Here is a 21,550-nt window from a genome sequence, read left to right as displayed (position 1 = left end):
CGCGCTTGACCTTCGCGCCTTCCCGCTGACAATGGCCGCATGAGCCTCCTCGATCCCGCGCCCAGCAATGTCACGGAATATTCGGTCTCGGAGCTGTCCGGGGCGCTGAAGCGGACGGTCGAGGAAACCTTCGACCATGTGCGCGTCCGCGGCGAGATTTCCGGCTATCGGGGACCGCACTCCTCGGGTCATGCCTACTTCGCGCTGAAGGACGACCGCGCCCGGCTCGAAGCCGTGATCTGGCGCACCTCGTTTTCCAAGCTCGCCTTCAAGCCGGAGGAGGGGCTGGAGGTGATCGCCACCGGCAAGCTCACCACCTATCCCGGCTCGTCGAAATACCAGATCGTCATCGAGCAGATCGAGCCGGCCGGCGCCGGCGCGCTGATGGCGCTGGTCAACGAGCGTCGCTTGCGGCTGGAGGCCGAGGGCCTGTTCGCGGGCGAGCGCAAGCAGCTGCTGCCGTTCATGCCGAATGTCATCGGCGTCGTGACCTCGCCGACCGGCGCCGTCATCCGCGACATCCGCCACCGCATCGCCGACCGCTTCCCGGTGCATCTTCTGGTCTGGCCGGTCCGGGTGCAAGGCGAGACCTCCGGTGCCGAGGTGGCCGCGGGGATCGAAGGCTTCAACGCGCTCGACGGCAGCGCCGGCATTCCGCGGCCCGACGTCATCATCGTCGCCCGCGGTGGCGGCAGCCTCGAGGATCTCTGGGGCTTCAACGACGAGATCGTCGTGCGTGCGGCGGCCGCCTCCGCCATCCCGCTGATCTCGGCCGTCGGCCACGAGACCGACTGGACGCTGATCGACCACGCCGCCGACGTCCGCGCGCCGACGCCGACCGGGGCGGCCGAAATGGCGGTGCCGGTGCGGGCCGATCTCGTCGCGACGCTCGCCGCTCTCCACGCCCGCCACGGCCAGGCGGTCTCGCGCCGCCTCGGCGAATCCCGCCGCACGGTGGTGGGCGCGGCCCGCGCTTTGCCGACGCCCGACATGCTGCTGGCGCTGCCGCGCCGGCGGCTCGACGAGGCCGCCACCGCCATCGGCCGATGCCTGACGCTCGCCGTCTTCGAGAAGCGCCGCGCCTACGGGGAAGTCGGCCTGCGGCTGGCGCCGTCGAGCCTCGACACGCTGCTGCGCGAGAAGCGCGGCGATCTGCGCCATGCCGACAGCCATGCCGTGCATGCTTTCGAGGGGCTCGTCGCCCGGCGCCGCCAGCGGTTCGACCGGCTGACCTCGGATCTGCGCCCGCACATCATCGCCGCCCGCAGCCTGCAGGCCCGCCACCGGCTCGATGGCCTGGCGGCGCGCTTCACCCAGGCCTTCGCGCAGAGGCTGGACCAGCGCCGGCGGGCGCTCGATGCGGCGAGCCGGGTCGCGGCGAGCCTCGACCCCCGCCGCGTGCTGCAGCGCGGCTACGCCATCATCCGCGGGCCGGACGACATGCCCATCACGCGTGCGGAAAACCTTGTTCCCGGCATGGCCTTCCAGGTCGAGTTCACCGGCCGCGAGCGGCGCGACGCGGTGGCCGTCGAGCCGCTCGATCTCGGCAAGGCGCCGGCCAGGGCGCCGAAGGCCAAGCGGACAAAACCGATGAAGGACGGGCCCGAAATGCAGGGCACGCTGTTCTAGAGCGCGATGCGTCCGAAGCGGCGTCTATAGGACGTCCTTTCTTGTTGGATCTAAAGCAGCTTTCCTTGATCGGGTGAGTCCACGCCGCAGGATGCTCTACGGTAGCGTTCGCGAAGAGCTGCTCGCCTTGGCTACGGCCTTCCCAGGGCAAGAGCCGGCTCTCCGGCCACCGAAGGCTCGCCATCCAGGTCGGATCCGGAACGCGGGTTCCGGTCGTGCACGTGGCATTCTCTCGAACCACGGGCATTGCGGGGCGCCGAGGCATTCTTCCCGCCAGATCATGCCTGCTGCAAGGAACAGGGCGCGGCGCCGGTAGCCTGCGGTTATGCCGACGCCTATTTATAAGGATACAGTAAAATCAGAATAGCAGAGGATCAATAGTAATACACTTAACTTACTTTTAACATTCTTTAATAGCCACGACTGTAATATGCACGGTGAGAGATGTTGCTGCATTCTCTAACCGTCAATTACCAAGGGCTCGAGACCGATGAAGAATGTTTCTATTATTGGCAAATTCTTTGTGCTGCTGGCATCTTTCGGCGTCTTCGGCATCGCCGTCGCTTATTATGCTGGAACGCAGCTTCAGTCGGTCGACGATACCTACAGCGAACTGATTCAAGCGAACGCCAAGTCGGCATTGCTGATGGCGAGGGCCAACCGCGCTTTGCAGACGGTTCGTGCCGCGACGGGGGATATCATGATGTCCCGTTCGGATACGTTGAACAAGTCGGCGCTTGCGGAGGTCATGGAAGCCCGCAAGGATTTCGTGGACTATATGGATCAGGCGATCGAGACGATACCCGCCGATCCTGATCTGAAGGCGCTCCGCGCGGCGGCTCTCGAGACGGTCGACAAGGACTGCCAGACCGTGGTCGACTTTGCGGCGAAGGCGGTTTCGGAGGCTGACGTCAAAGCGTCGCAGGAAGATTTCCTTCAGCAATGCCAGCCGAAGTTTCCGGTCCTATCCGATTCCTTCACCAAGAAAAGCAAGGTGCTTTCGAAGGCGGTCGACGATCGCTCGGTCGAGGTCAGCGCCGTGACGACCTCGATCGTGGTGAACACCTGGAGCATGATCTTGGCAGGCCTTGCTCTCGTCGGTGTCGGTGGATTTTTCGGCGTCCGGTCCTGGCTGGTCAAGCCGATCAAGGAACTCGAGGGCATGATGGTCAAGCTGTCGGCGGGAGACCTCGACGCCGCGGTGATCGGCATCGAGCGCCGGGACGAGATCGGCGCCATGGCGCGGTCCGTTCAGATCTTCAAGGAAGCCGGTCTTGAGAATCGCCGCCTGACCGCTTCGGCCATCGAGGCCGAGAATGCGCAGATGGCGCAGCGGGATCGCCAGTCGGCGCTGGACAACTCCAAGGCGGAGGATCTGAAGGCCTTCGTCATGGCGGTCGAGACGGGCTTTAACGCCCTTTCCACCGGTGATCTGACGGTGCGGATGAACCAGTCGGTAGCGCCGGAGTTCGAGCCGATCCGCGCCAAGTTCAACGACAGCGTGACCTCGCTCGAGGCCACGATCGGCTCCGTTGTCACCGCCATCGGCGCCATCCGCGTCGGCCTCAGCGAAATCTCCGTCGCCTCCGGGGATCTTGCCCAGCGCACCGAGCAGCAGGCGGCCTCGCTCGAGGAGACGGTCGCCGCGCTCAGCGAGGTGACCGGCAAGGTGAACGAGACCGCCACCGGCGCCAACCGGGCGCAGGCGTCCGCCGCCACGGCGCAGAAGAATGCCGAGAAGGGCGGCGAGATCGTCAGCCGCGCCATCGCGGCGATGGCGGAGATCGAGAAATCTTCCGACGAGATCGGCAAGATCATCGGCGTCATCGACGAAATCGCCTTCCAGACCAACTTGCTGGCGCTCAACGCCGGTGTCGAGGCCGCAAGGGCCGGCGAGGCGGGCCGCGGCTTTGCCGTCGTCGCGCAGGAAGTGCGGGGGCTTGCCCAGCGTTCGGCGGAAGCCGCCAAGGAGATCAAGAGCCTGATCTCCACCTCGACCACCCAGGTCACCCAGGGCGTCGAGCTCGTCACCGCCTCCGGCCGCTCGCTCGGGGAAATCGTGATGCAGGTCGGCGATATGTCGAACGTCGTCGCCGAGATCGCCCGCAGTGCCCGCGAGCAGGCGATCTCGCTGAAGGAAGTCTCGGTCGCCGCCGACCAGATGGACAAGGTCACCCAGCAGAACGCCGCGATGGTCGAGGAGACGACGGCCGCCGCGCAGAACCTCTCGACCGAGACCGAGGAACTCGCCGCCATGGTCGAGCGCTTCAAGACCTCCTCCGCTCAGCCCGCGCGCCCGGCGCCGATGGCCAAACGCCCGAACCCGGCATCCAGCGCCAGACCCGTCTTCCAGATGCGCACCACCGGCAGCGGGGGCGCCGCCGCGAAGCCGAGCGCAAGTACCGACAGCTGGGAAGAGTTCTGAGCCGGAACCGAGGCGGGCGGACGGCCCGACTGTCAGCCCATCCGCACGGCCGTCGGGGATCCTCTTCCCGGCGGCCGCATGCCGTTTCAGATCAGCAGGGAATGCTGCCGGCAGTCGCCCGCCTGTACCAGCGTGGAATTTCCCGCGCGACGTGACCGCCGATCGACCGGTTAGAGAGGTCGCCAAGCGGCCATGGTTGCTGCGGCAAGACAGCGCAAAGCGCCGTGCGCTCAGGCGGAGCGCCGGTTCTCTATCTTGCTGACATTACCGGAAAAAAGAATGGTACGGTTGGGTGGGTTCGAACCACCGACCTCTGGAGCCACAATCCAGAGAAGGCCATTGTTTTTATAAGCCTTTCTGCGCCCATGTTGCATCCATGTTGCATCAAGCCAAGAGGGAAGCCTCGGCCGCAGCCAGTTCGGCCGCGTCGTCGCCGCGCGGAAACAGGTGGCCGTAGGTGTCCATCGTCATCGTGATGGTCGAGTGGCCCATGCGCTCTTGTACGACCTTCGGGGGAAGGCCGAGTCCGCCGTCTTCCTTCCGATTGATGCACCATGACGCATAGAAGTGCCGCAGGGCATGCAAGCCCGGGTACTTGGCCGCCGGAATTGTCCGGCCTTCCTCGTCGACATCGTCAGTCTCGATCGTTACGCCTGCGGCAATGAGCGTCGGCTGGAGGCCGCGCCGAACGATGTTGTTCAGTCGCTCGACGCGTCCGAGGCCGTTCGGGAAGCACAGGTCGAGCACCATCACCTTATTGCCAGCGGCGTCCAGCTTGCCGGTCTCCCGCTTCGGACATGCGAGCTTCCATTCGCGCAGCGCATTGATGACGATCGGTGGCGCCGGCACCGTCCGTTGGCTCGACATCGACTTCGGCGAGCCGAGCGCGTTGAACTGGTCGGCGCGCTGATGGACATGAATTGCGCGTTTCTCGATATCGACATCCTTCCACCGGAGCCCGCGCAGCTCGCTCGCGCGCAGTCCGGTGAAGATTGCCGTGAGTAGCATCGGACGCCAGCGGCCCTCCAGCGCCCCCACAATCGCCTTCACCTCTTCGCGGGTCGGGAGATCAACACCGACCTTCACCTTGCCCTTGTGGCGCTGTTCCTGGCGCCGTTCGCCACGTCCGCGCCGGCCTCGGATATCGCGGACGACGTTCCGGCCGGTAAGCCCCCGCTCTTGCGCGTCGGCGAGCAGCGAGCCGAGACTGACAAGAACCTTCCGGACCATTGCCGGCGATCGTCCTGCCTCGCGTAGCTCGTCCTCGAATGCCCGCACGATCGGGATGCTAAGCGCCGAGACTTTGGTCGCGCCAAGGAACGGCACGATGTGCAGGCGGAGGTTTGATTTGTAAGCGGTAACGGTTGCGCGCTCTAGCCCGACCGCTTCGGCGCTGGCTATCCAGAAGTCGCCCGCCTTATTGACGGTGATGCTGGCACTATCGGCAACATGGACGCCCTGGCGAACTTCGACATTTGCCGTCGCGGCGAAGGCATCGGCCTCTTTCTTCTTCGCGAAAGTCTTCAGTCGACGCTTTCCGGTGCCGTCGACATAGTCGACAACCCACGCGGTTTTCGCTTCACCTTTTGGTGTTATCCAATTGCGCTTGCGAACACTCATTCCGGATCATCTTGGCCCCGGTTTACGTCGACGTCTGGTGCTTTAGTAATCTTCTCTAACTCTGCTAGGTCTGAACGGATGAATGAAATTAATTCCTTTACTTGATCTTCTTTGCTTTGCACCTCGGAATAAGCTTCAAAGCCTGGGGGAACACCCAGCCCGTCGCCAAAAGACCTTGTAATCTTGAGTTTGAGGCGGACGGAAGACTCGAGTCGGGCAACTATCTCAGCATTTATCGAACGGCCATTTTCATTAGCAAGCGTCTTAAGTTCCTCCTTCAAATCAGCAGGTAGGCGAAGTTGAAATTGCGCTGAGCTACGTCCCGTCTTGGCCATCAACATCCCCAAAATTCGTTCACCGTCATACGACTGTGATACATCCCGCTTGACGTCAATCAAACCACCGTCGTATGCATATTACCGTGGTGGTTAATGGAGCGTATCAGATGGAATCAAATCAGACACCAAAAACTCTTGAGCTGATCTGGGGGGTGAGTGCGATTGCTCGCATCATCGACCGAACTGAACGGCAGACGTTCCACATGTGCGCGAACGGTGAGTTGCCGGTCAGAAAGGTCGGCAATCGCTACGTCGTTGAGCGGACAAAGCTGGTGGAGCACTTCACCGGCGGGACAGCGTAATGGCCGTGACAGCAAAAGGCTCGGCAGAGGCGGCAACCTCTCCGAGCCGTGGTCCAGCAATTCCCCAGAAGGAAAAGGCAATGAACACCGGAATTCGTAGCACAGAGGCGCATCCGCCATCAATGACGAAGAGCCTAAATGTGGGCCTTGAAGAGGATGCCGCGAAGATTGTTTCGATGTCGACAGCCGAACTTCTGGCTCTCGTAAGCATCCTTTCGAATGCCGTCGAGGCACTCGTTGGCGGCCAGAACCAGCCTCGAATGGAAGACGGTGAATGCTGGAACTTGGTGGCGCGGGAAGTGGAGAGGCATTCACGCTTCCGAGCCATTGCGATTGAAGAACTGGAGCGACGGCCGAGCGATGGCAGCAAGTATGCCGAGGAGCGTATCCGGATCATCGCCTCTTACGACATGGGCCTCTGCGGCGCCGGTGTCGTCGAGACAATGGAGAAAATGGCCCGGCTGTATGCCCAGCATCAGTCTGCCCGGTTCGACCTCGACATGGGAGGCGCACGATGAAGGCGCATGATCCGCTGCTGGACCTGATCACCCGCTATCGCGAGCAATGCGACATCTACAGCGTGGCCGTTTGCACCGACGACGATCTGGACCTCCTGTATGAGGCTACGATCACGCCCTTATGGAAACAGTTCAGAGATCAAAGTCCCCCGGCAACCACACTTGCCGGCGCTGTCGAGGCCCTGCGGTTGTGCGTTGCGGACATGGAGATTGGCGACAGCGATATTCATCGCCCATTGGTAAAAGCTGCACTCGATTACTTTGATGGAGTGTCGAGATGAAGGCCCTTCATCCGGATCTCGACTTCGACATTTTCGAGAAACCCACCCCGCGGATGGTCGCCAACATCGAGGCGGCGATCGAGTATCTGATCGCTTACCGTGATGCGCTAGACGGCAACTCAGACTTGGAGTGCGGCGGCGACGATGAGCCATGGCTTGGTTGGTGCACGTTCGCCCAGGGTGACGATGGAAGCTCGACCGACGACAGAGAGATCGACGGGCTGCCGACGATCAACTCGCAGGCCAGGTGATAGCGCGTGGCCTCTCCGAAAAACGGCAATAATCCTAGCAATGGTTCACGCTCGAGATCTGGGCTGGCGATGGTTCAGGCTATGCTGGCGAGGGCAAATTCACAGAGGCGACCGCGTGATTTGGGCGTGCAGATCCTCATCGAGGCCGGCGACGAAGCTGAGGTATGGCTGGGCAAGCTCGAGCACATGTCGGCAGAACAAGAGGCGGCACTCGAGGAGGCGATTGCGAAGCGCGACCGATGGCTAAAGATCGAGAGTGCTTGTGATCTGCTGGTATCTCTCCCAGAAAGCGAGCTTTCGCACATTCTCAACGGACAGGGGGCAATTGCTGACGGCGACGTCGGTGCGCGGCCTTTCGCACCCGTCGGCGCGGATGGGCTAACTAGCGAAACAAAGCTGGCGGGGCTCGAAATCGTCTCGGCCTCCAGCTTTGTCGGCCGTGACAAGCCAACGAGGGAATTCATCGACTCGCTCGGCCTGATCCCTATGCACAACGTTACGCTTCTCGCTGGCGATGGCGGGACGGGCAAGAGCCTGCTTGCTATGCAGCTCGCCCTCGGCGTCTCGACCGCGACGCGATGGCTGAACCTGAACGTTCGTCCAGGGCCTTGCCTCTACTTCTCGGCCGAGGATGACGAGGCCGAGACGCATATCCGGCTGACAGAGATCGCCGAAGCTGGCGACGTCGATCTGTCGACAGCAGAGGATCTTCGCATCATCCTTCTGGCTGGCAAGGATGCCGTGCTTGCCAATGATGACCCGAAGACGGGACTTCTCAAGTGGACTGGCCTCTTCGCCCAGCTGCACGCCACCATGGCGGCAGAGAAGCCCCTGCTGGTTATCATCGACAACCTAGCCGACGCCTTCGCCGGCAATGAGAACGTCCGTCCGTCGGCACGGCAGTTCATCAGCAAGCTGCGGGGCCTCGCCATTGAGTTCGGGTGCGCGATCGTCGTGCTCTCGCATCCATCGCTATCGGGCATGGCAAGCGGTAGCGGAACCAGCGGTAATACCGCCTGGTCGAACAGTGCTCGATCAAGGCTCTACCTTCGCCGTGAAATCGGTGACGACAAGACTGAAGCGAACCCCAACCGGCGGACGCTCCAGACGATGAAGGCGAACTACGGGCCGACTGGTGGCTCGCTGACGCTGGAGTGGACCGAGGGTCGCTTTATCTCCATCGACGGCCCTGCTGGCGGCCTTGGGCCACTGGATGCGGCAGCGCGACGGAGCCGAGCCGAGCGGGTCTTTCTTGAGATGGTGGTTCGGTTCAACTCTCAGAACCGGCCGATTTCGCCGGCTAAAAGCTCAACCTATGCGCCCGCACTTTTCGCCGACCATCCAATGTCAGAAGGACTGAAGGCGAGAGAGTTCCAGGCGGCCATGAACAGCCTTCTGGAAAGCGGGCGGATCGAGATCGTTGAGCTTGGTTCTCCATCCAAACGGCGGCTTCACATTGCCATAAAGTCGGAGGCTGACGAATGAATTTGCGGCACCTTCCAACCGCCTTCCAACCGGAATTTCCAACCGGCCTTCCAACCGCCTTCCAACCGCCTTCCAACGGGTGCCAACCCAACGTTTGCAGGCTTCCAACCGGCACCTTCCAACCGCCTGCTCCAACCGGACTTCCAACCGCCTTCCAACGGGTGCCAACTCAATGTTTGCAGGCTTCCAACCGGGTGTCCTCCAACCCTATTACTAACGTAATAGGTGCGCGCCCCGTTGAGGCGCCGCGCCCCTTGATCGAGCGAGTCCCGGCGAGGGGCGACCGGCTTCGATCCTGCACTGCGAATGGCAGCGTCGGGCCAAGCCCATGCGCGGCGCCCCCCCATTCAGGGACCGTATCGGCCTCGTCTTGCCCCCTGCGGGGCGGAAACGCCCCAAACCTCTCCAGTCAGATACGCTCTGCGGAGTGTCAAAAGCCCGTCAAAGGCAATTTCTCGCCAGCCCTACGAAGTGGATTTGTGAACAATGACTGACGGCACCATGGGCAAGTCCGAGTTCGCCCGGCACATCGGCGTCGACCCCGCCGTCATCACCCGATACCTCCGCTCCGGCATCGTCGGACCGGATGCGCTCTTCGGATCTGGCCGAGATGCTCGCATCGTGGTCGCCCGAGCGATCAAGCAAATTCGCGAGCGTCGAAACCCGAGCCAGGCGCTCGGCAACGGGATGAACACCAGGCTGGAGTTCACCTCGCAGGAATCTGAGAACGCGCCGCCGGCGCCCCGGCCCGACAGCCTCGATGAACAGTTCAAGCGGGAAAAGCTTAAGGGCAGTCAGATGGCGAACCGGAAGGCCGCCGAAGAAGAGGCAGCCCGATCCGGTCGATTTACCGAAACCGCGGCGGTTCGGGCCGAGATGATGAGGCAAGCCGCCACCGCCTTGGTGGCCTTCGAGGGGTCGTTCTCGGCCATGGCAAGCGCGGTGGCGAGCAAATTTGGTATCCCGCAGCGCGACGTGCTGCATTTGCTGCGTAACGAGTTCCGAGCACAGCGCGTGGTTCTCGCCGAGAAGCATCAAGCATCCGCCGACGCGCTGCCTCGCCTGGTCGATAGCGTCCTCGATACGGGTTTTGAGGACGATCAATGACCGATGAAACCGTCAAAGTGACAAATTGGGACTGGCTGGTCGAAAGCGTCATTGCAGACGCGCTCGAACCTCCTGGCGTCGAAACTGACGACAAATTTTCCCCATCTGCCGCAGACCACCGAGTGCGTATTCGAGAGGCCAGTGAGGCCGATGAACACCTTCTGACCGCCCAGTTAAACCGCTCGGCGTCGAGTGAGGGTTCCCCAGCCGCGAACGTGTTCCAGGACATTGATGCAGCGGTATTGGCATTGGAATTTGCTAACGCCGAGGGCGCTCGCCGGATTGGTTGCGCCCTTCGACGCTGGCTCGATGAAGGCGCCGTCGTTTCCATCGACCGGGCGCTTGGGCTCCTTACGTGGGGCGGTGTCTCCCCTGCACACGGCGCGAAGTTGGCGAGGCGCGATCAAATGATTCGTGCCCTTTGGAAGGCGTCTCCGGAATGGAAACTTCTTCCGCCATCGGTTGCAGCTGGACTGATGACTCTCAATGCGGCCCGATATGAGCAGAACCGATGGCCGAGAGAGCGAAGCAGTTTCTCGGCACCGCCGGCTGAACCGGCAGCGACCTGGTGGCGCATCCTTATTTCCGGCGCTCGCATCCCTAAGGCGAAGCGGATTCAAGAGATCCTTAATATGGAAATTCAAGAGGGTGTTTGAAATTCCGCGGCTGGCGTCGATCCTAAAATCTCAAAAGGAGACGCCCCGTGGAAGCACCGCACCGAATAGACATCAGCCGCCTCGCCCTGATCGAGCAGACGCGAGATAGTGAGTTTGCCGCCACCCAGAAGGCCAGCGCCATCGTTGCCGAGCTGCGACGGGATATGAGGGACATCAATCTTCAGATCAACGACCTGAAGGCACGCGAACCTGGCACCCGCGAGGCAGCTGCCGATAAGAACCGCCTTCTGACGGATATGGAAGCCAAGCGCACCCCGCTCATGGCCCAGATCCGCGATGCGGAGTCTGTGTATGAGGCGCTGGGCGAACGGTCTCAGGCCGCCGGCGCATTGTTCGATGAATGCGCCAAATTCGTAAGGCCAGCTCGATGATGGACGCCCGGAAGACTGTCGGCGATCTGCTGAAGCGCACCCGTTCCGCCGGCTCGGAGTTGCGCGGCGGCGTTGAATCCATCCGCAAGCGAGTGCAGGAACTCAAGACTGCTCGTGAGGGAATTCGGAGCTTTCCGCCAACCATCGATGTAGCCAACGCTCGCGTTGACGATTGGGTGGAAAGTTTCTCCACCAATGCCCGGCAGCGAGTTCCGGGGCCCAGCAGCTTCTGCCAGTCCCCTCGACACTACGAACGTCCATACAACGCTCACCTCGACCGCGAGGATGTCCTGTTCGCTTACATGGCGCCGAGCTTGGCGAAGGCGATCAAGGATGAGGTAGCTGCTGTCTATTCCAATGCGCCCGGCCTCAGGGAAAACGATCGCGATGACCAGTTGGCGAAGATCGACCGAGAATTGCTCGATGCCGAACTGACCGAAGAGTCGATCATCCGTGCCGCCGAGACCGCCGGTTTCCCCATTCTGCGCCGACGCGATGCTGATCCGCGGGCGGTCCTTGCACATGCCGACGCGCTGCCGTGACCGCTTCAGACGAACACCAAGCCCCCAGCGGCATTGCCCTTTCTGCTGACATCGTACCGATGCCGCGCCGGCGCAGCTACCTCAATGCCGCCCGGGAGCAAGGTGTGCATCAGGAGATCGAAGAGCTGAAACACGATAACGCTCGGATGAAGGTCGACGCCGATCGTCGTGCTGTTCGTGACGGCAATCCTGTCTCGCATCGTGCCGAAGTCGCCGACCTTTCCGAGGGCAGCGGCATCACCCGCCGCTTCTTCGAGAAGGCGCTGGTCGACCAACGTTCAGAGATCGAGGGTCGAACCGCCGAGGTCTGCGCCATTATCGAGGCCTGGCCGGAATGCGGCGACTGGTTTCCGCTTTTCGCCCATCTGCTCACGACCAAGACCATGCGTCCGGACCAAATCGGATTGATGCTGATCGCCTGCGGTGAAGACCAGAAGCGCAACAGGGCACCTGACGGTGATCGGACCATCCTGTCTGACGAAAAATTCAAGCACTTGGCGATGAGTAAAGCCGCCGCCAACGATTCCAACCCTCCAGAGGAAAACCAATGAGCAAGCCACCTAACTCGACGTCCGGCGGCGTCGCATTCGCCGTCGCCAATATGCGTAAGCTGCTTGCCTCGGAGGGAAAGGTCAGCACCCCTGCAACGGCGTCTGCACCGGATAAGAGCGGTTCCCTTGTTGCCTCGATGAGGAAGCTCCTGGCGTCCAAGGAAAACGGTAGCTGACGCGGCTAAGAACCGCGCATTAAGTCAGTTTCCCGAGCGTGTTTCCTTATCCGTCCGCGCTCGGGATGTGGGATCGGCCGAACTTTTGACGGGGTTCACGGCCGCGACGGCGCTTCCCACCGGAGTCTCCCACTCCGCCAAGGCGCCACCCATCTCCGAAAGGATCAAGACATTGGCCAATCTGGACAGCACGATCAGGAAGCACATCGCGACAGGCGCAGCAGACGGCCAAGGCGCATGCCTTATCGCCGCCGCGATCCTTGAGCTCGCCAGGGTTTACGAGAGCCGTATGGCCGACGCACCTTTTGCGCCCGACTTGGCCGACCTCGCCGGGCAGATTTCCAAGGCGATTGAACGTGTCGAGGACCGGATCTCCGAGTTGTCCGACACCATCCTTTCGAAGTGATTTGCCTCAATTTCGAAGCGACCTTGAAAGTCTCTCGAAAATCGATGTAGGGTCTATGTCGACTAGCGAGGTAGGCAATGATGGAAAATGTGAGAATGTCGGGGCCCACATTGAAGGTCCTACGTTTTCTTCTCGGAAACGCGGCAGAAGGCTCGTCCGGCGCAGCTATCTCCAAAACCCTGGGTATTGGATCTGGAACGCTTTACCCTCTCTTGGCCAGGCTGGAGGCCGCGGGTTGGTGCGATAGCATTTGGGAAAACATTGACCCTACCCAAGAGGGGCGTCCGCGCCGCCGCTACTACACCCTGACGGGAGCAGGACGAGTCAGGGCGCGAGCAGAGTTGGCGGAGTATCACATGCCACCTGAGACCGGAGCGGTATCATGGAGCTGACCGTGCTGGGTGCCGCACTCTTTGTCGCTACGATCTTAGGTAGCATACTGCTGAACATTATGGCCGCCGACATCTATGATCGCGGTCCCAGAATTGCGCGTTGGCTTCTGAGGAAGGCGGTCGATCGCCTCCCAGAAGGGAAACGCGAGCGTTACCAGGAGGAGTGGGAAGCTCACCTTGCCGAATGCGACACGAAGCTCGAGCAAGTTTGGCACGCCCTGGGAGCTTTCCTGGGAGCCAACCGTATTGCAGACGGCAATGCAGCCAAATCTGTTCGCGACTGGCGTAAGCGAGCCTTGGATGTCGCGATCGCCGCGTGTTTCCTGATCTCAACCGGCCCACTATTTCTCTTCATCATGATCATGGTGCGGATCTCATCGCCAGGCCCTATACTATATGGCCATAAGCGCGTCGGCCTCGGCGGTCACCATTTCAAATGTCTAAAATTTCGCACAATGGTTGAGAACGACGAACAGATCCTCGCTGAGTATTTTGCCACCAATCCGGCTGACCTCGTCGAATGGAACACGACGCGAAAGCTGAAGAACGATCCTCGGGTAACGAAGATCGGTTCATTCTTGCGTAAAATAAGCTTAGACGAGCTGCCGCAGCTAATTAATATCCTCCGCGGTGATATGAGCATTATTGGTCCGCGGCCTATCGTCGAGGATGAGTTGCAATATTACGGGCCGCATGTCGCCGAATATAATGCAGTGCGTCCGGGAGTAACCGGCCTCTGGCAACTTTCAAACTCGCATCAGGGGTCCTACGAGGATCGCGTCAGGCTCGATATTGCCTACGTACAGAATTGGTCTCTGCGTAACGATCTAAAGCTCATTGCCAAAGCATTTTTTTTGACCCTGCGAGGGCGAGAATTTGACCGGGAAGCCGATTACCCAGTTAGAGCACCGATAGCGCGTCTAGTAAAAAATGCTTTTTTGAAACTCCGTCGCTGGTTGAAGAAAGTGCTTTGAAAAAATGGGGCACAACAGGGCAACGAAGTTTGTTTGGTTGCCCACGCGGCTCTTGAGCTAGCCTGCGCTTCGACGTCGCCGGCCCACGCGTGGTCGTTACCGGCCGCGAGCCCGAGCACCTGCCCAAGATCTTCGCTGAGCGGATGGCCAAGCAAAGCGTGACACCTGACGATTTGCGCGAAAACCGCGAGGACATCACCGGCGACATCTTCAATGAGCACCGCTTCTCGACGATCGCCGGCGCATCAATCATCAGGTCAATCGACTGGTCATAGACCCGGACGTTGTCGACATCGGTGAACCCGGCCAGAGGCACCAGCGCCAAGCACACAGCAAATGCACGTTTCAAACCGGCCTCCCGCGCCCAGCGATGCGCGGGCTGATGAGACACTGTCAAAGCGCCGAAACCACGCAACCTCTGTGGCTGTCACCATGGCCTTACTGAAAGGAAGCAAGCCCCTAAGGCCCAAATTCTAGAAAATATTTTGAAGGATTCATGAATTTAATCTGCCCTTTGTCGCGTGGTGGACTGCTAGAGACAGAATTGTCACGAATCGCTATCGCTCGTATTGCGAGCGTAAACTGAACGGCATCGATGTCATACCAAGCCACCCTCAGAAGATATGCCGAGAAGGGCGAGGAAGCCCGACGGCTTGCCTCAAAGAGCGCCAGCGCCTTCCTCGGGGTGAAGGTGAACTTGGCCGAGATTTCGAACCGCGCGATCGAGGGAATTGGTCGATGGCCTCAGGAACTCCGTAATTCTGAAGTTAACTTCAATTGGACAGAAATTCGCCGACGTCACCATCAGCCGAACCGTCTTGAAATTGCGGTATGGTCTGGAGATCGTCTGTGCGCTGTAGCTCTTTGCCTTCTTACGACATTGGCTGTAGAGGTTCGATTCATCGAGGCCGATCCTCGGCCGGACTGCCCCCTAAAGGGCAAACGAGCTTTGGTCGTTCTTGAATGCGCAGCGAACTTTGCGCAGGGCTGTGGTCGCAAGGAATTGCATGTCCAGCCGATCAATGAGCGTCTGGTGGAACTCTACGTCCAGGTGTACGGTTTCACTGAAGTTCGTCCCCCGAGAGGGACACCATATTTTAGGAAGGAGGTGTGACGATGCGAAATCCGCTCAATCTGGCGACTGATTTAATGACCCGCTATCTCACCACTACCACTCCCCAGCCTGCGACCCCTGAGCCGATCTGCGGTCCCGAGCGTCCCATGCGCGGCTTTTTCGTGACTCTAACTCCAGAGCAGAAAAAGCGTGCGCTCAGTTACACGGGACCGGAGAACCACGGCGACTCTGAGTTCGCCCGCTAAGGCCCATTTGAATGTTAGCTTCGAAGGCCCCGCTCTTGCGGGGCTTTTTGCGTTCTGCCGGCGCCATAGCAGATCAGGCGCCGGCAGGTTTGCGAACTCCTACAGCTCGACAAGCTCCGTTGTGATGCACGTTTTCTGCTTCACCTGATCGGTCTCCCAGAACAAATGCTCGACCTTTATCACCCGCAGCCTGTGGGTCATGTTCAGTCCCATCCATCCGAGCAAATCCCCGACCGCGATGCCTGTGAATGGCGTTTCGCTCTTGAAGGCTGAATGCGACCATGTTGGCATCGCCCGGCTCGTAGACCTCAATCTCGTATTTCGTGGCCATAGTTGCTCCATTCAAATTCGACCCAGTCGAACAGGTGCAAGGAGATGGCAGCAAGCGGAGTAATACAATGAGGCCTGTCGAATTTGCCTCCGGCCTCGCGTCAGATAGACGCAAGCAATCAGCCCGAAGGGTTTAGCCCCTATAAAAGATGGGTGGGGGAGGCGGCATGAGAGAGCGGCGCTGCTCGAAAAACCGCAGCACCGCTCAGGATGCCTGCTTCGACGCTCGCAACGGACTAGTGCTTGGGCGCCGGTGACGAAGCTTTGCGCACTGAGTATGCCTGAGGCTTGCGCCAAGGGTACGGGCTCATACGCATTCAAGTGCAAGATGCTACGACAAAGTTCGGATGGCCTAGGTTCGATCGCGCAGTTTTGTCAGATTGAAACGTCTCGCCTCATCTGCAAGGGCGACGTAGTGCGCCAAAGCCCTCGCCATATCAAATGGTGGGGGATTGTCCCGGCGCCAAAGAGGATGAGGATTGTCGTTAGCGCTGATCATTCATTGATCACATATCAGCCGCGACAAATCGTCAACCCGCAACCGTTGTACTGCTTAAAATGACTGCCACACCTAGAAACCGAATTGAGACCCGACTCATTCCGTCGTGCTCCGCAGGCTTTTCAGCATAACAGTAAGCCGCTCGATTTCACCACGATGCAGTTTCGCACTAGCGTCGTGCTCTGACGACGCCAGCAAGATTCGTCTGCGTGCGAGCTCACCCTCGATATAATCAATTAGCGCAGCCACAACTCGCCCTTCGCAAGAGAACCATGTCGCAGATCATGTCGCACGGATTTGCCGGGGTCCAGCGGAACCCCCCGGAAATCAAGGAAACTCAGCTGCAACACGACTGCAACAAGAGCCACAATGTTGCCGGTGGCCCTAGGGCCTTATGTCACTAATTTCACTAAGGAAAAAAATGGTACGGTTGGGTGGGTTCGAACCACCGACCTCTGGAGCCACAATCCAACGCTCTAACCAACTGAGCTACAACCGCATGACGACGTCCGTCCGGGCGAGCCAATAAAATCTTTCGGCCCTTTGTGCAAGGGGCCAGCGTGATTCAGGCGCACTGCGGATCGCCTGAGCGGGACTTTCCCGCCGGCAGACGCCCGTTGCCGTCAGGTCGGCCGCGCGAAGGCGGCCCGCGCCGCCTCGCAGGCGGGGCGGCAGTGGCAGCCCTCGATATGGTCGTTGACGAGGCCCATGGACTGCATGAAGGCATAGACCGTCGTCGGCCCGACGAAGCTGAAACCCCTTGCCTTCAAGGCCTTGGACAGGCGGGTCGAGGCCGGCGTCACCGGGTTGGCTCGGACCGTCGCGGCATCGACGAAGGCGGGGCGCTCGGCTGGGCCGGGTTCGAACGACCAGACGAAGGCCGAAAGCTCCACGCCCTCCGCCCGCATCGCCTGCACGCGGCGAGCGTTGTTGATCACCGAGAGAATTTTCGCGCGGTGGCGCACGATGCCGCCGTCCTCCAGCAGGCGCGCGACGTCGGTCTCGTCCATGCCGGCGACGGCGTCGACGTCGAAGCCGTGAAAGGCGGCGCGAAATGCCGCGCGCTTGCGCAGGATGGTGATCCAGGAGAGGCCCGCCTGGAAGCCTTCAAGGCAGATCTTCTCGAACAGTGCCCGCGCGTCGCCGACCGGCCGACCCCACTCCGTGTCGTGATAGCGGATGTAGTCCGCCGTCCCGCCGTGCCAGCGGCAGCGCCAGGTGCCGTCGGGGGCGTCGGTCAGCCCGTCCGGAAGGGCGCTGGCCCGTTGCTCTTCAGGGCCGGCCGGGTCGTCGGACATCTCGCTCATGCGTCTTCATGGCGTCCGGCGGGGCCGAGCGCAAGCCGCACGTCGACAGGGTCCGCCGGACGGTGCCGCGCCGGCGGCCTGAGGCGATAACCGCCGGGCCACCGCGTGCTTCTGCCAGCAGCCCGGCCAGCCCAAGGCTGATCCGGTCAGGCTGCCGGCAGAGGCGGGCGGCCGCAGGAATAGGTCTTCAGCCGGTATTTCGGGTGGGTCGTCAGCCATTCGGCGGCGACGGCCTGCCCGAAGAGGGTGCAGGACATCAGCGAGCCCTCGAAGGCGACGCGCTCGGGGCGGCAGGTGTCGGGGTCGGTGTGGAGGCAGACGAGGAGGGTGAGGGCGATCATGGCAGGCTCCAGGAGCGCTCGCGCGGAGCTGAGGGACAGGGCCGGATGACGAAGACCGTCGTCCGGAGGCGGCATGCCTCCCGATCCGTGGGACTGGCCCACACCTTGTCCGCGGATCTCTCGCGCCCGCGCGTCCTGCCTACGCCGGGGGCGGTCGTCCCGCCCCGTCTCCCTGTTGATCACGGGCCCGTTGGCCGGTCCCGGCCGTCCGCCGGTTTCCCGAAAAGGCGGCCTCATTCCCTCAAAAGGGCTTTCCAGGGCCCCGAAGGGTTTCCCGCGGGCTCCCGAAGGACTTCCCGCGAGCGATGCCGGCGGGCTTTGATAAGCCTCGCCGCTCCCGCTTGCCTGCAGCTGGTGGCCGCGCCGGTTGCACTGCGGGAGAACCTGAGGCTACTCCGCCGCCGCCAGATTTCAACGCCGGCCGGACACATCTCCCGCCGAGTGTGGCGCGAAAGCTGCAGCCCAGAGCGCGGCTGCCCTTGCGCCGGTGCGAGCCGCCTTGCATGAGGGGTGGCTGGCCTCGCCGGCGATCCCCGCGGAGTGCCCGATGCTGCGCTGCCTTGCCATTCTCGCCGTGCTCTCCGCCGTGACCGGGCTTGCCGGCGCGACGCTGCCGGCGCTTGCCGCCCCGCTTGCCTCGCCCTTCGCCACCCCCGCCCTTGTCGAGGGTTTTGAGAAGATCGCCTTCGGGGCCGAGATCCCCGGCCTGTTCGGCGGCGGGCGCTACATCAAGAAGTTCGTCGGCCCGGTCGCCTTCTTCATCGAGAACCATGCCGCCAGGGACCGCCGGCGCGAGGTGCGCAGCTTCGTCGCCGGGCTGCCGCGCCAGATAGCCGGGCTCGAGACGGAGATGGCGGCGTCGGCCGCCGAGGCGCGCTTCGTCGTCCACGTCGTCGACACCGCCGACTACCAGCGGATCGGCCGGAAAATCTTCCGCAACCCGTTTAGGCGGGTGCCCGGCAGCTGCCTCGTCCATGCCGATTACGGCCGTTCCGGCATCGTGCGCGCCGATGCGCTGATCGTCTCGGACGACGGCGAGCCGGCCTTCCGGCGTTGCCTGGTCGAGGAGGTGCTGCAAGGGCTCGGGCCGCTCGACGATTTCGACGGCGCGCCGGACAGCGTGTTCAACGACACCTCCACCGTCACCCGCTTCGGCCGCTACGACCGCATCATGCTGAACATGCTCTACGACGACCGGCTGACGCCCGGCATGAGCGCTGCGGCCGCCCGCCCGCTGCTGCCGGCGATCGCCGAGACCGTCCGCCGCCGGGTGCGCTGACCGCTATCACCTGTCGCTGGCGCTCCGCGCTAAGTCTTTCTTAAGCATAACGAAATCCTTAGCCGGCGTAAGCTTTGCCGGGGCCGGCGCGATTCATCTTTCGCTTGCCATTTCGGCGCAAGGTCGGGCCAAGGGGCAATCCGCCCCGGGCCCCTGACGGGCGTGCCCGCCGCAAGGCTTGGCCGCGCCTGTCCGCGACGAAGGATAGACCGTGCCGAACAGGCTTTTCGCACCCCTTGGCCTTGCCGCCCTCCTCGCTTTCTCTCTTGCCGCGCCGGCGGCCGCCCGCGACCGCGGCGTGCAGGTCTCCTCGGACCTCGCCGAGGAGTGGATCCTGCAGCTCACCCCCGGCAGCGGCGTGGTGCCCGGCTACATCAAGCCCGATCTCGCCAACCCCGGCGGCCTCTACGACACCCGCCGCGGCTACGCCGTGCGCGGCAGCTACGGCCTGCGCGACGGCGACGGCGTACGCGTCGAGGGCCGCGCCCGCATCCGCTCGCGCGACATCAAGGATGGCCCGCTCTCGCTGCGCGACGACCGGGGCGATGCCGATGGCGTCAGGATCCGCCGCACCGCCGCCATCACCGGCTCGGTCGTCGACGCGCCCGTAGCGCCCGGCCGCGCGATGATGCCGGCCGCGGCTGGCCGGACGATGATGCCGGCCGCGGCTGGCCGCGCGATGAAAAAAGTCAGTTCGATCGACCCGGCCTACCTGCCGCAGCAGGTCGACTATCCCTCGGACAAGCCGGCGGGCACGGTGGTGATCGATACCTCGTCGAAATTCCTCTACCTCGTCGAGGCCGGCGGCACGGCGCGGCGCTACGGCGTCGGCGTCGGCAAGCCGGGCTTCGAATGGGCCGGCAGCCACACCGTGACGCAGAAGAAGGAATGGCCGACCTGGACGCCGCCCGCCCAGATGCGCGCCCGCGAGAAGAAGAAGGGCAAGATCCTGCCCGCGCAGATGAAAGGCGGCCCGCAGAACCCGCTCGGCGCCCGCGCGATGTATCTCGGCTCGACGCTCTACCGCATCCACGGCACCAACCAGCCCTGGTCGATCGGCAAGGCGGTCTCCTCCGGCTGCATCCGCATGCGCAACGAGGACGTCACCGACCTTTATGCGCGCGTGCCCGTCGGGACCAAGGTGATCGTGCTTTAACCGGCCGCCAAAGCCGCCATAGCCGCCAAAGCTGCCGATCTCCCCCCTGGAGGGGGAGATGGCCGACAGGCCAGAGGGGGGCACGCTGCCGCGACCCTCTCCGCGCAAGAACCTGCAACCCGCTAAAACCAGCGCCGCGCACCCCTCTCTGCCCTGCCGGGCATCTCCCCCCGAGGGGGGAGAGAGTCTGGCCCGCGGGCGTGCTCAAACCGCCACACTCACCGGTGAACCCGCACCTTCCCGATCACGGCTTGCGGAGCCAACGCCCAGGCGGCCCATAGCCGCCTTGCCAGCCAATGCCGCGCGGCTCACCATCGCCGCCGCGCTGCCGCTACAAATTCCTGCCGGCTCCACCCCCGGCAAAGAGCCTGCACCACCCCATCGCAGCACCGCCACGAGGAAACCCAGATGTCCAAAGCCTTCCGCCTCGCCCTGGCGCTCTCCGCCGGCCTTATCGGCGGCATGAGCCTTTCCGCGCCCGCCAGCGCCGAGAGCCGCTACTACGACCACGCCACCAATTCCTGGAAGTCGGCCGACCAGGCGCCGTCGCGCCGCATGTCGCAGTCGATGCGCAAGCCCGCAAAGCAGTTCATGCGCACCAGCGTGCGGATCGATACGGCCGAGGCGCCCGGCACCATCATCGTCGATAGCGAGCGGAAATTCCTCTATTACGTCAACGCCCCCGGCCGGGCGACGCGCTACGGCGTCGGCGTCGGCCGCGAAGGTTTCGGCTGGTCCGGCGACATGAAGGTCGGCCGCAAGGCGGAGTGGCCGGGCTGGACCCCGCCGAAGGAGATGATCGTGCGCGAGGCCGCCAACGGCCACGTCATCCCGCCCTACATGGAAGGTGGCCCGAACAACCCGCTGGGCGCCGCCGCCCTCTACCTCTACCGCAACGGCCAGGACTCCATCTTCCGCATCCACGGCACCAACCAGCCCTGGACCATCGGCCAGAACATGTCGTCGGGCTGCATCCGCATGATGAACGAGGACGTCCAGGACCTCTACAGCCGCGCCGACAGGGGCACCAAGGTCGTGGTGATCGGCCCCGACGGCGCCGGCCGCCAGAACATCTACCGCGAGGCCGGCCTGCTCAGCGGCGGACGCGGCCTGCTGGATGCGATCTTCGGCGGGTGAGTTTGCCGAAGAAGATTCGACGAGTGAGGGGCCCGCCAGCGATGGCGGGTTTTTTCATGAGGATGGTGATGTCTTTTGTGCCGAGCGCAAAGCTGTAGCTTTCGGCGAGCACCAGAAAATCGAACCTTTGCTGCGA

General features: G+C 62.5%; 23 protein-coding genes and 1 tRNA gene. 19 read left to right on the top strand and 5 right to left on the bottom strand.

The window, feature by feature from the left end:
• Window positions 1-39: 39 nt before the first annotated feature.
• On the top strand, window positions 40-1,629 hold the full coding sequence (gene xseA, locus ACZL02_RS17735; RefSeq protein WP_472940217.1) for an exodeoxyribonuclease VII large subunit: 1,590 nt from the start codon (window positions 40-42) through the stop codon (window positions 1,627-1,629).
• Window positions 1,630-2,152: 523 nt separating this feature from the next.
• Window positions 2,153-4,054, top strand: coding sequence for a methyl-accepting chemotaxis protein (locus ACZL02_RS17730; RefSeq protein ID WP_472940216.1), 1,902 nt, complete (start codon window positions 2,153-2,155; stop codon window positions 4,052-4,054).
• Window positions 4,055-4,438: 384 nt separating this feature from the next.
• On the opposite strand, the gene ACZL02_RS17725 is transcribed toward ACZL02_RS17730, so the two are convergent.
• Window positions 4,439-5,674 (bottom strand): tyrosine-type recombinase/integrase, encoded by a 1,236-nt coding sequence (locus ACZL02_RS17725; RefSeq protein WP_472940215.1) that lies wholly within the window; start codon window positions 5,672-5,674, stop codon window positions 4,439-4,441.
• Complete coding sequence (locus ACZL02_RS17720) at window positions 5,671-6,072, bottom strand: Arc family DNA-binding protein (RefSeq protein ID WP_472940214.1); 402 nt, start codon at window positions 6,070-6,072, stop codon at window positions 5,671-5,673. Before ACZL02_RS17720 ends, ACZL02_RS17725 begins: the two co-directional genes overlap by 4 nt.
• Window positions 6,073-6,119: 47 nt before the next feature.
• Here ACZL02_RS17720 and ACZL02_RS17715 point away from each other — a divergent pair, with 47 nt between their 5' ends.
• From ACZL02_RS17715 to ACZL02_RS17650, 14 genes are all read left to right on the top strand, one after another.
• Entirely contained in the window at window positions 6,120-6,314 is a 195-nt protein-coding gene (locus tag ACZL02_RS17715) for a DNA-binding protein (protein ID WP_472940213.1), read from the top strand.
• Window positions 6,314-6,832, top strand: coding sequence for a hypothetical protein (locus tag ACZL02_RS17710; RefSeq protein ID WP_472940212.1), 519 nt, complete (start codon window positions 6,314-6,316; stop codon window positions 6,830-6,832). The genes ACZL02_RS17715 and ACZL02_RS17710 overlap by 1 nt, the downstream gene beginning before the upstream one ends.
• Window positions 6,829-7,113, top strand: coding sequence for a hypothetical protein (locus ACZL02_RS17705; protein WP_472940211.1), 285 nt, complete (start codon window positions 6,829-6,831; stop codon window positions 7,111-7,113). Before ACZL02_RS17710 ends, ACZL02_RS17705 begins: the two co-directional genes overlap by 4 nt.
• Window positions 7,110-7,364, top strand: coding sequence for a hypothetical protein (locus tag ACZL02_RS17700; RefSeq protein WP_472940210.1), 255 nt, complete (start codon window positions 7,110-7,112; stop codon window positions 7,362-7,364). The genes ACZL02_RS17705 and ACZL02_RS17700 overlap by 4 nt, the downstream gene beginning before the upstream one ends.
• 126 nt (window positions 7,365-7,490) lie before the next feature.
• Window positions 7,491-8,849 (top strand): AAA family ATPase, encoded by a 1,359-nt coding sequence (locus ACZL02_RS17695; protein ID WP_472940209.1) that lies wholly within the window; start codon window positions 7,491-7,493, stop codon window positions 8,847-8,849.
• A 486-nt stretch (window positions 8,850-9,335) separates the two neighbouring features.
• Window positions 9,336-9,956 (top strand): hypothetical protein, encoded by a 621-nt coding sequence (locus tag ACZL02_RS17690; RefSeq protein WP_472936055.1) that lies wholly within the window; start codon window positions 9,336-9,338, stop codon window positions 9,954-9,956.
• Window positions 9,953-10,612: a hypothetical protein gene (locus ACZL02_RS17685; protein WP_472940208.1), complete on the top strand. Its 660-nt coding sequence runs from the start codon at window positions 9,953-9,955 to the stop codon at window positions 10,610-10,612. The genes ACZL02_RS17690 and ACZL02_RS17685 overlap by 4 nt, the downstream gene beginning before the upstream one ends.
• A gap of 47 nt (window positions 10,613-10,659) precedes the next feature.
• Complete coding sequence (locus ACZL02_RS17680; protein WP_472940207.1) at window positions 10,660-11,004, top strand: hypothetical protein; 345 nt, start codon at window positions 10,660-10,662, stop codon at window positions 11,002-11,004.
• Window positions 11,001-11,546: a hypothetical protein gene (locus ACZL02_RS17675; RefSeq protein ID WP_472940206.1), complete on the top strand. Its 546-nt coding sequence runs from the start codon at window positions 11,001-11,003 to the stop codon at window positions 11,544-11,546. The genes ACZL02_RS17680 and ACZL02_RS17675 overlap by 4 nt, the downstream gene beginning before the upstream one ends.
• Window positions 11,543-12,097, top strand: a complete 555-nt coding sequence (locus ACZL02_RS17670) for a hypothetical protein (protein ID WP_472940205.1) — start codon at window positions 11,543-11,545, stop codon at window positions 12,095-12,097. The genes ACZL02_RS17675 and ACZL02_RS17670 overlap by 4 nt, the downstream gene beginning before the upstream one ends.
• A 348-nt stretch (window positions 12,098-12,445) precedes the next feature.
• Window positions 12,446-12,679 carry a hypothetical protein gene (locus tag ACZL02_RS17665; protein ID WP_472940204.1) on the top strand — a complete coding sequence of 78 codons (234 nt, stop codon included), beginning with the start codon at window positions 12,446-12,448 and terminating at the stop codon, window positions 12,677-12,679.
• A 77-nt stretch (window positions 12,680-12,756) separates the two neighbouring features.
• Window positions 12,757-13,071: a PadR family transcriptional regulator gene (locus ACZL02_RS17660; RefSeq protein WP_472940203.1), complete on the top strand. Its 315-nt coding sequence runs from the start codon at window positions 12,757-12,759 to the stop codon at window positions 13,069-13,071.
• A complete protein-coding gene (locus tag ACZL02_RS17655; protein ID WP_472940202.1) occupies window positions 13,062-14,045 on the top strand; it encodes a sugar transferase in 984 nt (327 codons plus the stop codon). Before ACZL02_RS17660 ends, ACZL02_RS17655 begins: the two co-directional genes overlap by 10 nt.
• Before the next feature lie 89 nt (window positions 14,046-14,134).
• Window positions 14,135-14,320: a hypothetical protein gene (locus ACZL02_RS17650; RefSeq protein ID WP_472940201.1), complete on the top strand. Its 186-nt coding sequence runs from the start codon at window positions 14,135-14,137 to the stop codon at window positions 14,318-14,320.
• A 2,296-nt stretch (window positions 14,321-16,616) separates the two neighbouring features.
• On the opposite strand, the gene ACZL02_RS17645 is transcribed toward ACZL02_RS17650, so the two are convergent.
• The 3 genes from ACZL02_RS17645 to ACZL02_RS17635 all read right to left on the bottom strand — a co-directional run bounded on the left by ACZL02_RS17645 (window position 16,617) and on the right by ACZL02_RS17635 (window position 17,842).
• Window positions 16,617-16,693 (bottom strand) — tRNA-His (locus ACZL02_RS17645).
• A gap of 124 nt (window positions 16,694-16,817) precedes the next feature.
• On the bottom strand, window positions 16,818-17,492 hold the full coding sequence (locus ACZL02_RS17640) for a DNA-3-methyladenine glycosylase I (protein ID WP_472940375.1): 675 nt from the start codon (window positions 17,490-17,492) through the stop codon (window positions 16,818-16,820).
• 155 nt (window positions 17,493-17,647) lie between these two features.
• Complete coding sequence (locus ACZL02_RS17635) at window positions 17,648-17,842, bottom strand: hypothetical protein (RefSeq protein WP_472940200.1); 195 nt, start codon at window positions 17,840-17,842, stop codon at window positions 17,648-17,650.
• A gap of 547 nt (window positions 17,843-18,389) precedes the next feature.
• Between ACZL02_RS17635 and ACZL02_RS17630 the strand changes: the two genes are divergently transcribed.
• The 3 genes from ACZL02_RS17630 to ACZL02_RS17620 all read left to right on the top strand — a co-directional run bounded on the left by ACZL02_RS17630 (window position 18,390) and on the right by ACZL02_RS17620 (window position 21,414).
• Window positions 18,390-19,121 (top strand): DUF2927 domain-containing protein, encoded by a 732-nt coding sequence (locus ACZL02_RS17630; RefSeq protein WP_472940199.1) that lies wholly within the window; start codon window positions 18,390-18,392, stop codon window positions 19,119-19,121.
• A 211-nt stretch (window positions 19,122-19,332) separates the two neighbouring features.
• Window positions 19,333-20,277, top strand: coding sequence for a L,D-transpeptidase (locus ACZL02_RS17625; protein WP_472940198.1), 945 nt, complete (start codon window positions 19,333-19,335; stop codon window positions 20,275-20,277).
• Between the two features lie 555 nt (window positions 20,278-20,832).
• The gene (locus ACZL02_RS17620) at window positions 20,833-21,414 is read left to right on the top strand and encodes a L,D-transpeptidase (RefSeq protein WP_472940374.1); all 582 of its coding nucleotides are present in this window, start codon (window positions 20,833-20,835) and stop codon (window positions 21,412-21,414) included.
• Window positions 21,415-21,550 lie beyond the last annotated feature (136 nt).

Source organism: Mesocryomonas fontinalis, assembly GCF_055730125.2.
The sequence above is the reverse complement of the archived record's forward strand: the minus strand, read 5'-3'. Positions and strand labels throughout refer to the sequence as shown.

Bases quoted from the DNA above. Each gene is read 5' to 3' on its own strand.
- ACZL02_RS17655 (WP_472940202.1), top strand. From the start codon at position 13,062: ATGGAGCTGACCGTGCTGGGTGCCGCACTCTTTGTCGCTACGATCTTA.
- ACZL02_RS17685 (WP_472940208.1), top strand. From the start codon at position 9,953: ATGACCGATGAAACCGTCAAAGTGACAAATTGGGACTGGCTGGTCGAA.
- ACZL02_RS17700 (WP_472940210.1), top strand. From the start codon at position 7,110: ATGAAGGCCCTTCATCCGGATCTCGACTTCGACATTTTCGAGAAACCC.
- ACZL02_RS17710 (WP_472940212.1), top strand. From the start codon at position 6,314: ATGGCCGTGACAGCAAAAGGCTCGGCAGAGGCGGCAACCTCTCCGAGC.
- ACZL02_RS17660 (WP_472940203.1), top strand. From the start codon at position 12,757: ATGATGGAAAATGTGAGAATGTCGGGGCCCACATTGAAGGTCCTACGT.
- ACZL02_RS17725 (WP_472940215.1), bottom strand. From the start codon at position 5,674: ATGAGTGTTCGCAAGCGCAATTGGATAACACCAAAAGGTGAAGCGAAA.
- xseA (WP_472940217.1), top strand. From the start codon at position 40: ATGAGCCTCCTCGATCCCGCGCCCAGCAATGTCACGGAATATTCGGTC.
- ACZL02_RS17675 (WP_472940206.1), top strand. From the start codon at position 11,001: ATGATGGACGCCCGGAAGACTGTCGGCGATCTGCTGAAGCGCACCCGT.
- ACZL02_RS17640 (WP_472940375.1), bottom strand. From the start codon at position 17,492: ATGTCCGACGACCCGGCCGGCCCTGAAGAGCAACGGGCCAGCGCCCTT.
- ACZL02_RS17630 (WP_472940199.1), top strand. From the start codon at position 18,390: ATGCTGCGCTGCCTTGCCATTCTCGCCGTGCTCTCCGCCGTGACCGGG.
- ACZL02_RS17635 (WP_472940200.1), bottom strand. From the start codon at position 17,842: ATGATCGCCCTCACCCTCCTCGTCTGCCTCCACACCGACCCCGACACC.
- ACZL02_RS17705 (WP_472940211.1), top strand. From the start codon at position 6,829: ATGAAGGCGCATGATCCGCTGCTGGACCTGATCACCCGCTATCGCGAG.
- ACZL02_RS17715 (WP_472940213.1), top strand. From the start codon at position 6,120: ATGGAATCAAATCAGACACCAAAAACTCTTGAGCTGATCTGGGGGGTG.
- ACZL02_RS17620 (WP_472940374.1), top strand. From the start codon at position 20,833: ATGTCGCAGTCGATGCGCAAGCCCGCAAAGCAGTTCATGCGCACCAGC.
- ACZL02_RS17690 (WP_472936055.1), top strand. From the start codon at position 9,336: ATGACTGACGGCACCATGGGCAAGTCCGAGTTCGCCCGGCACATCGGC.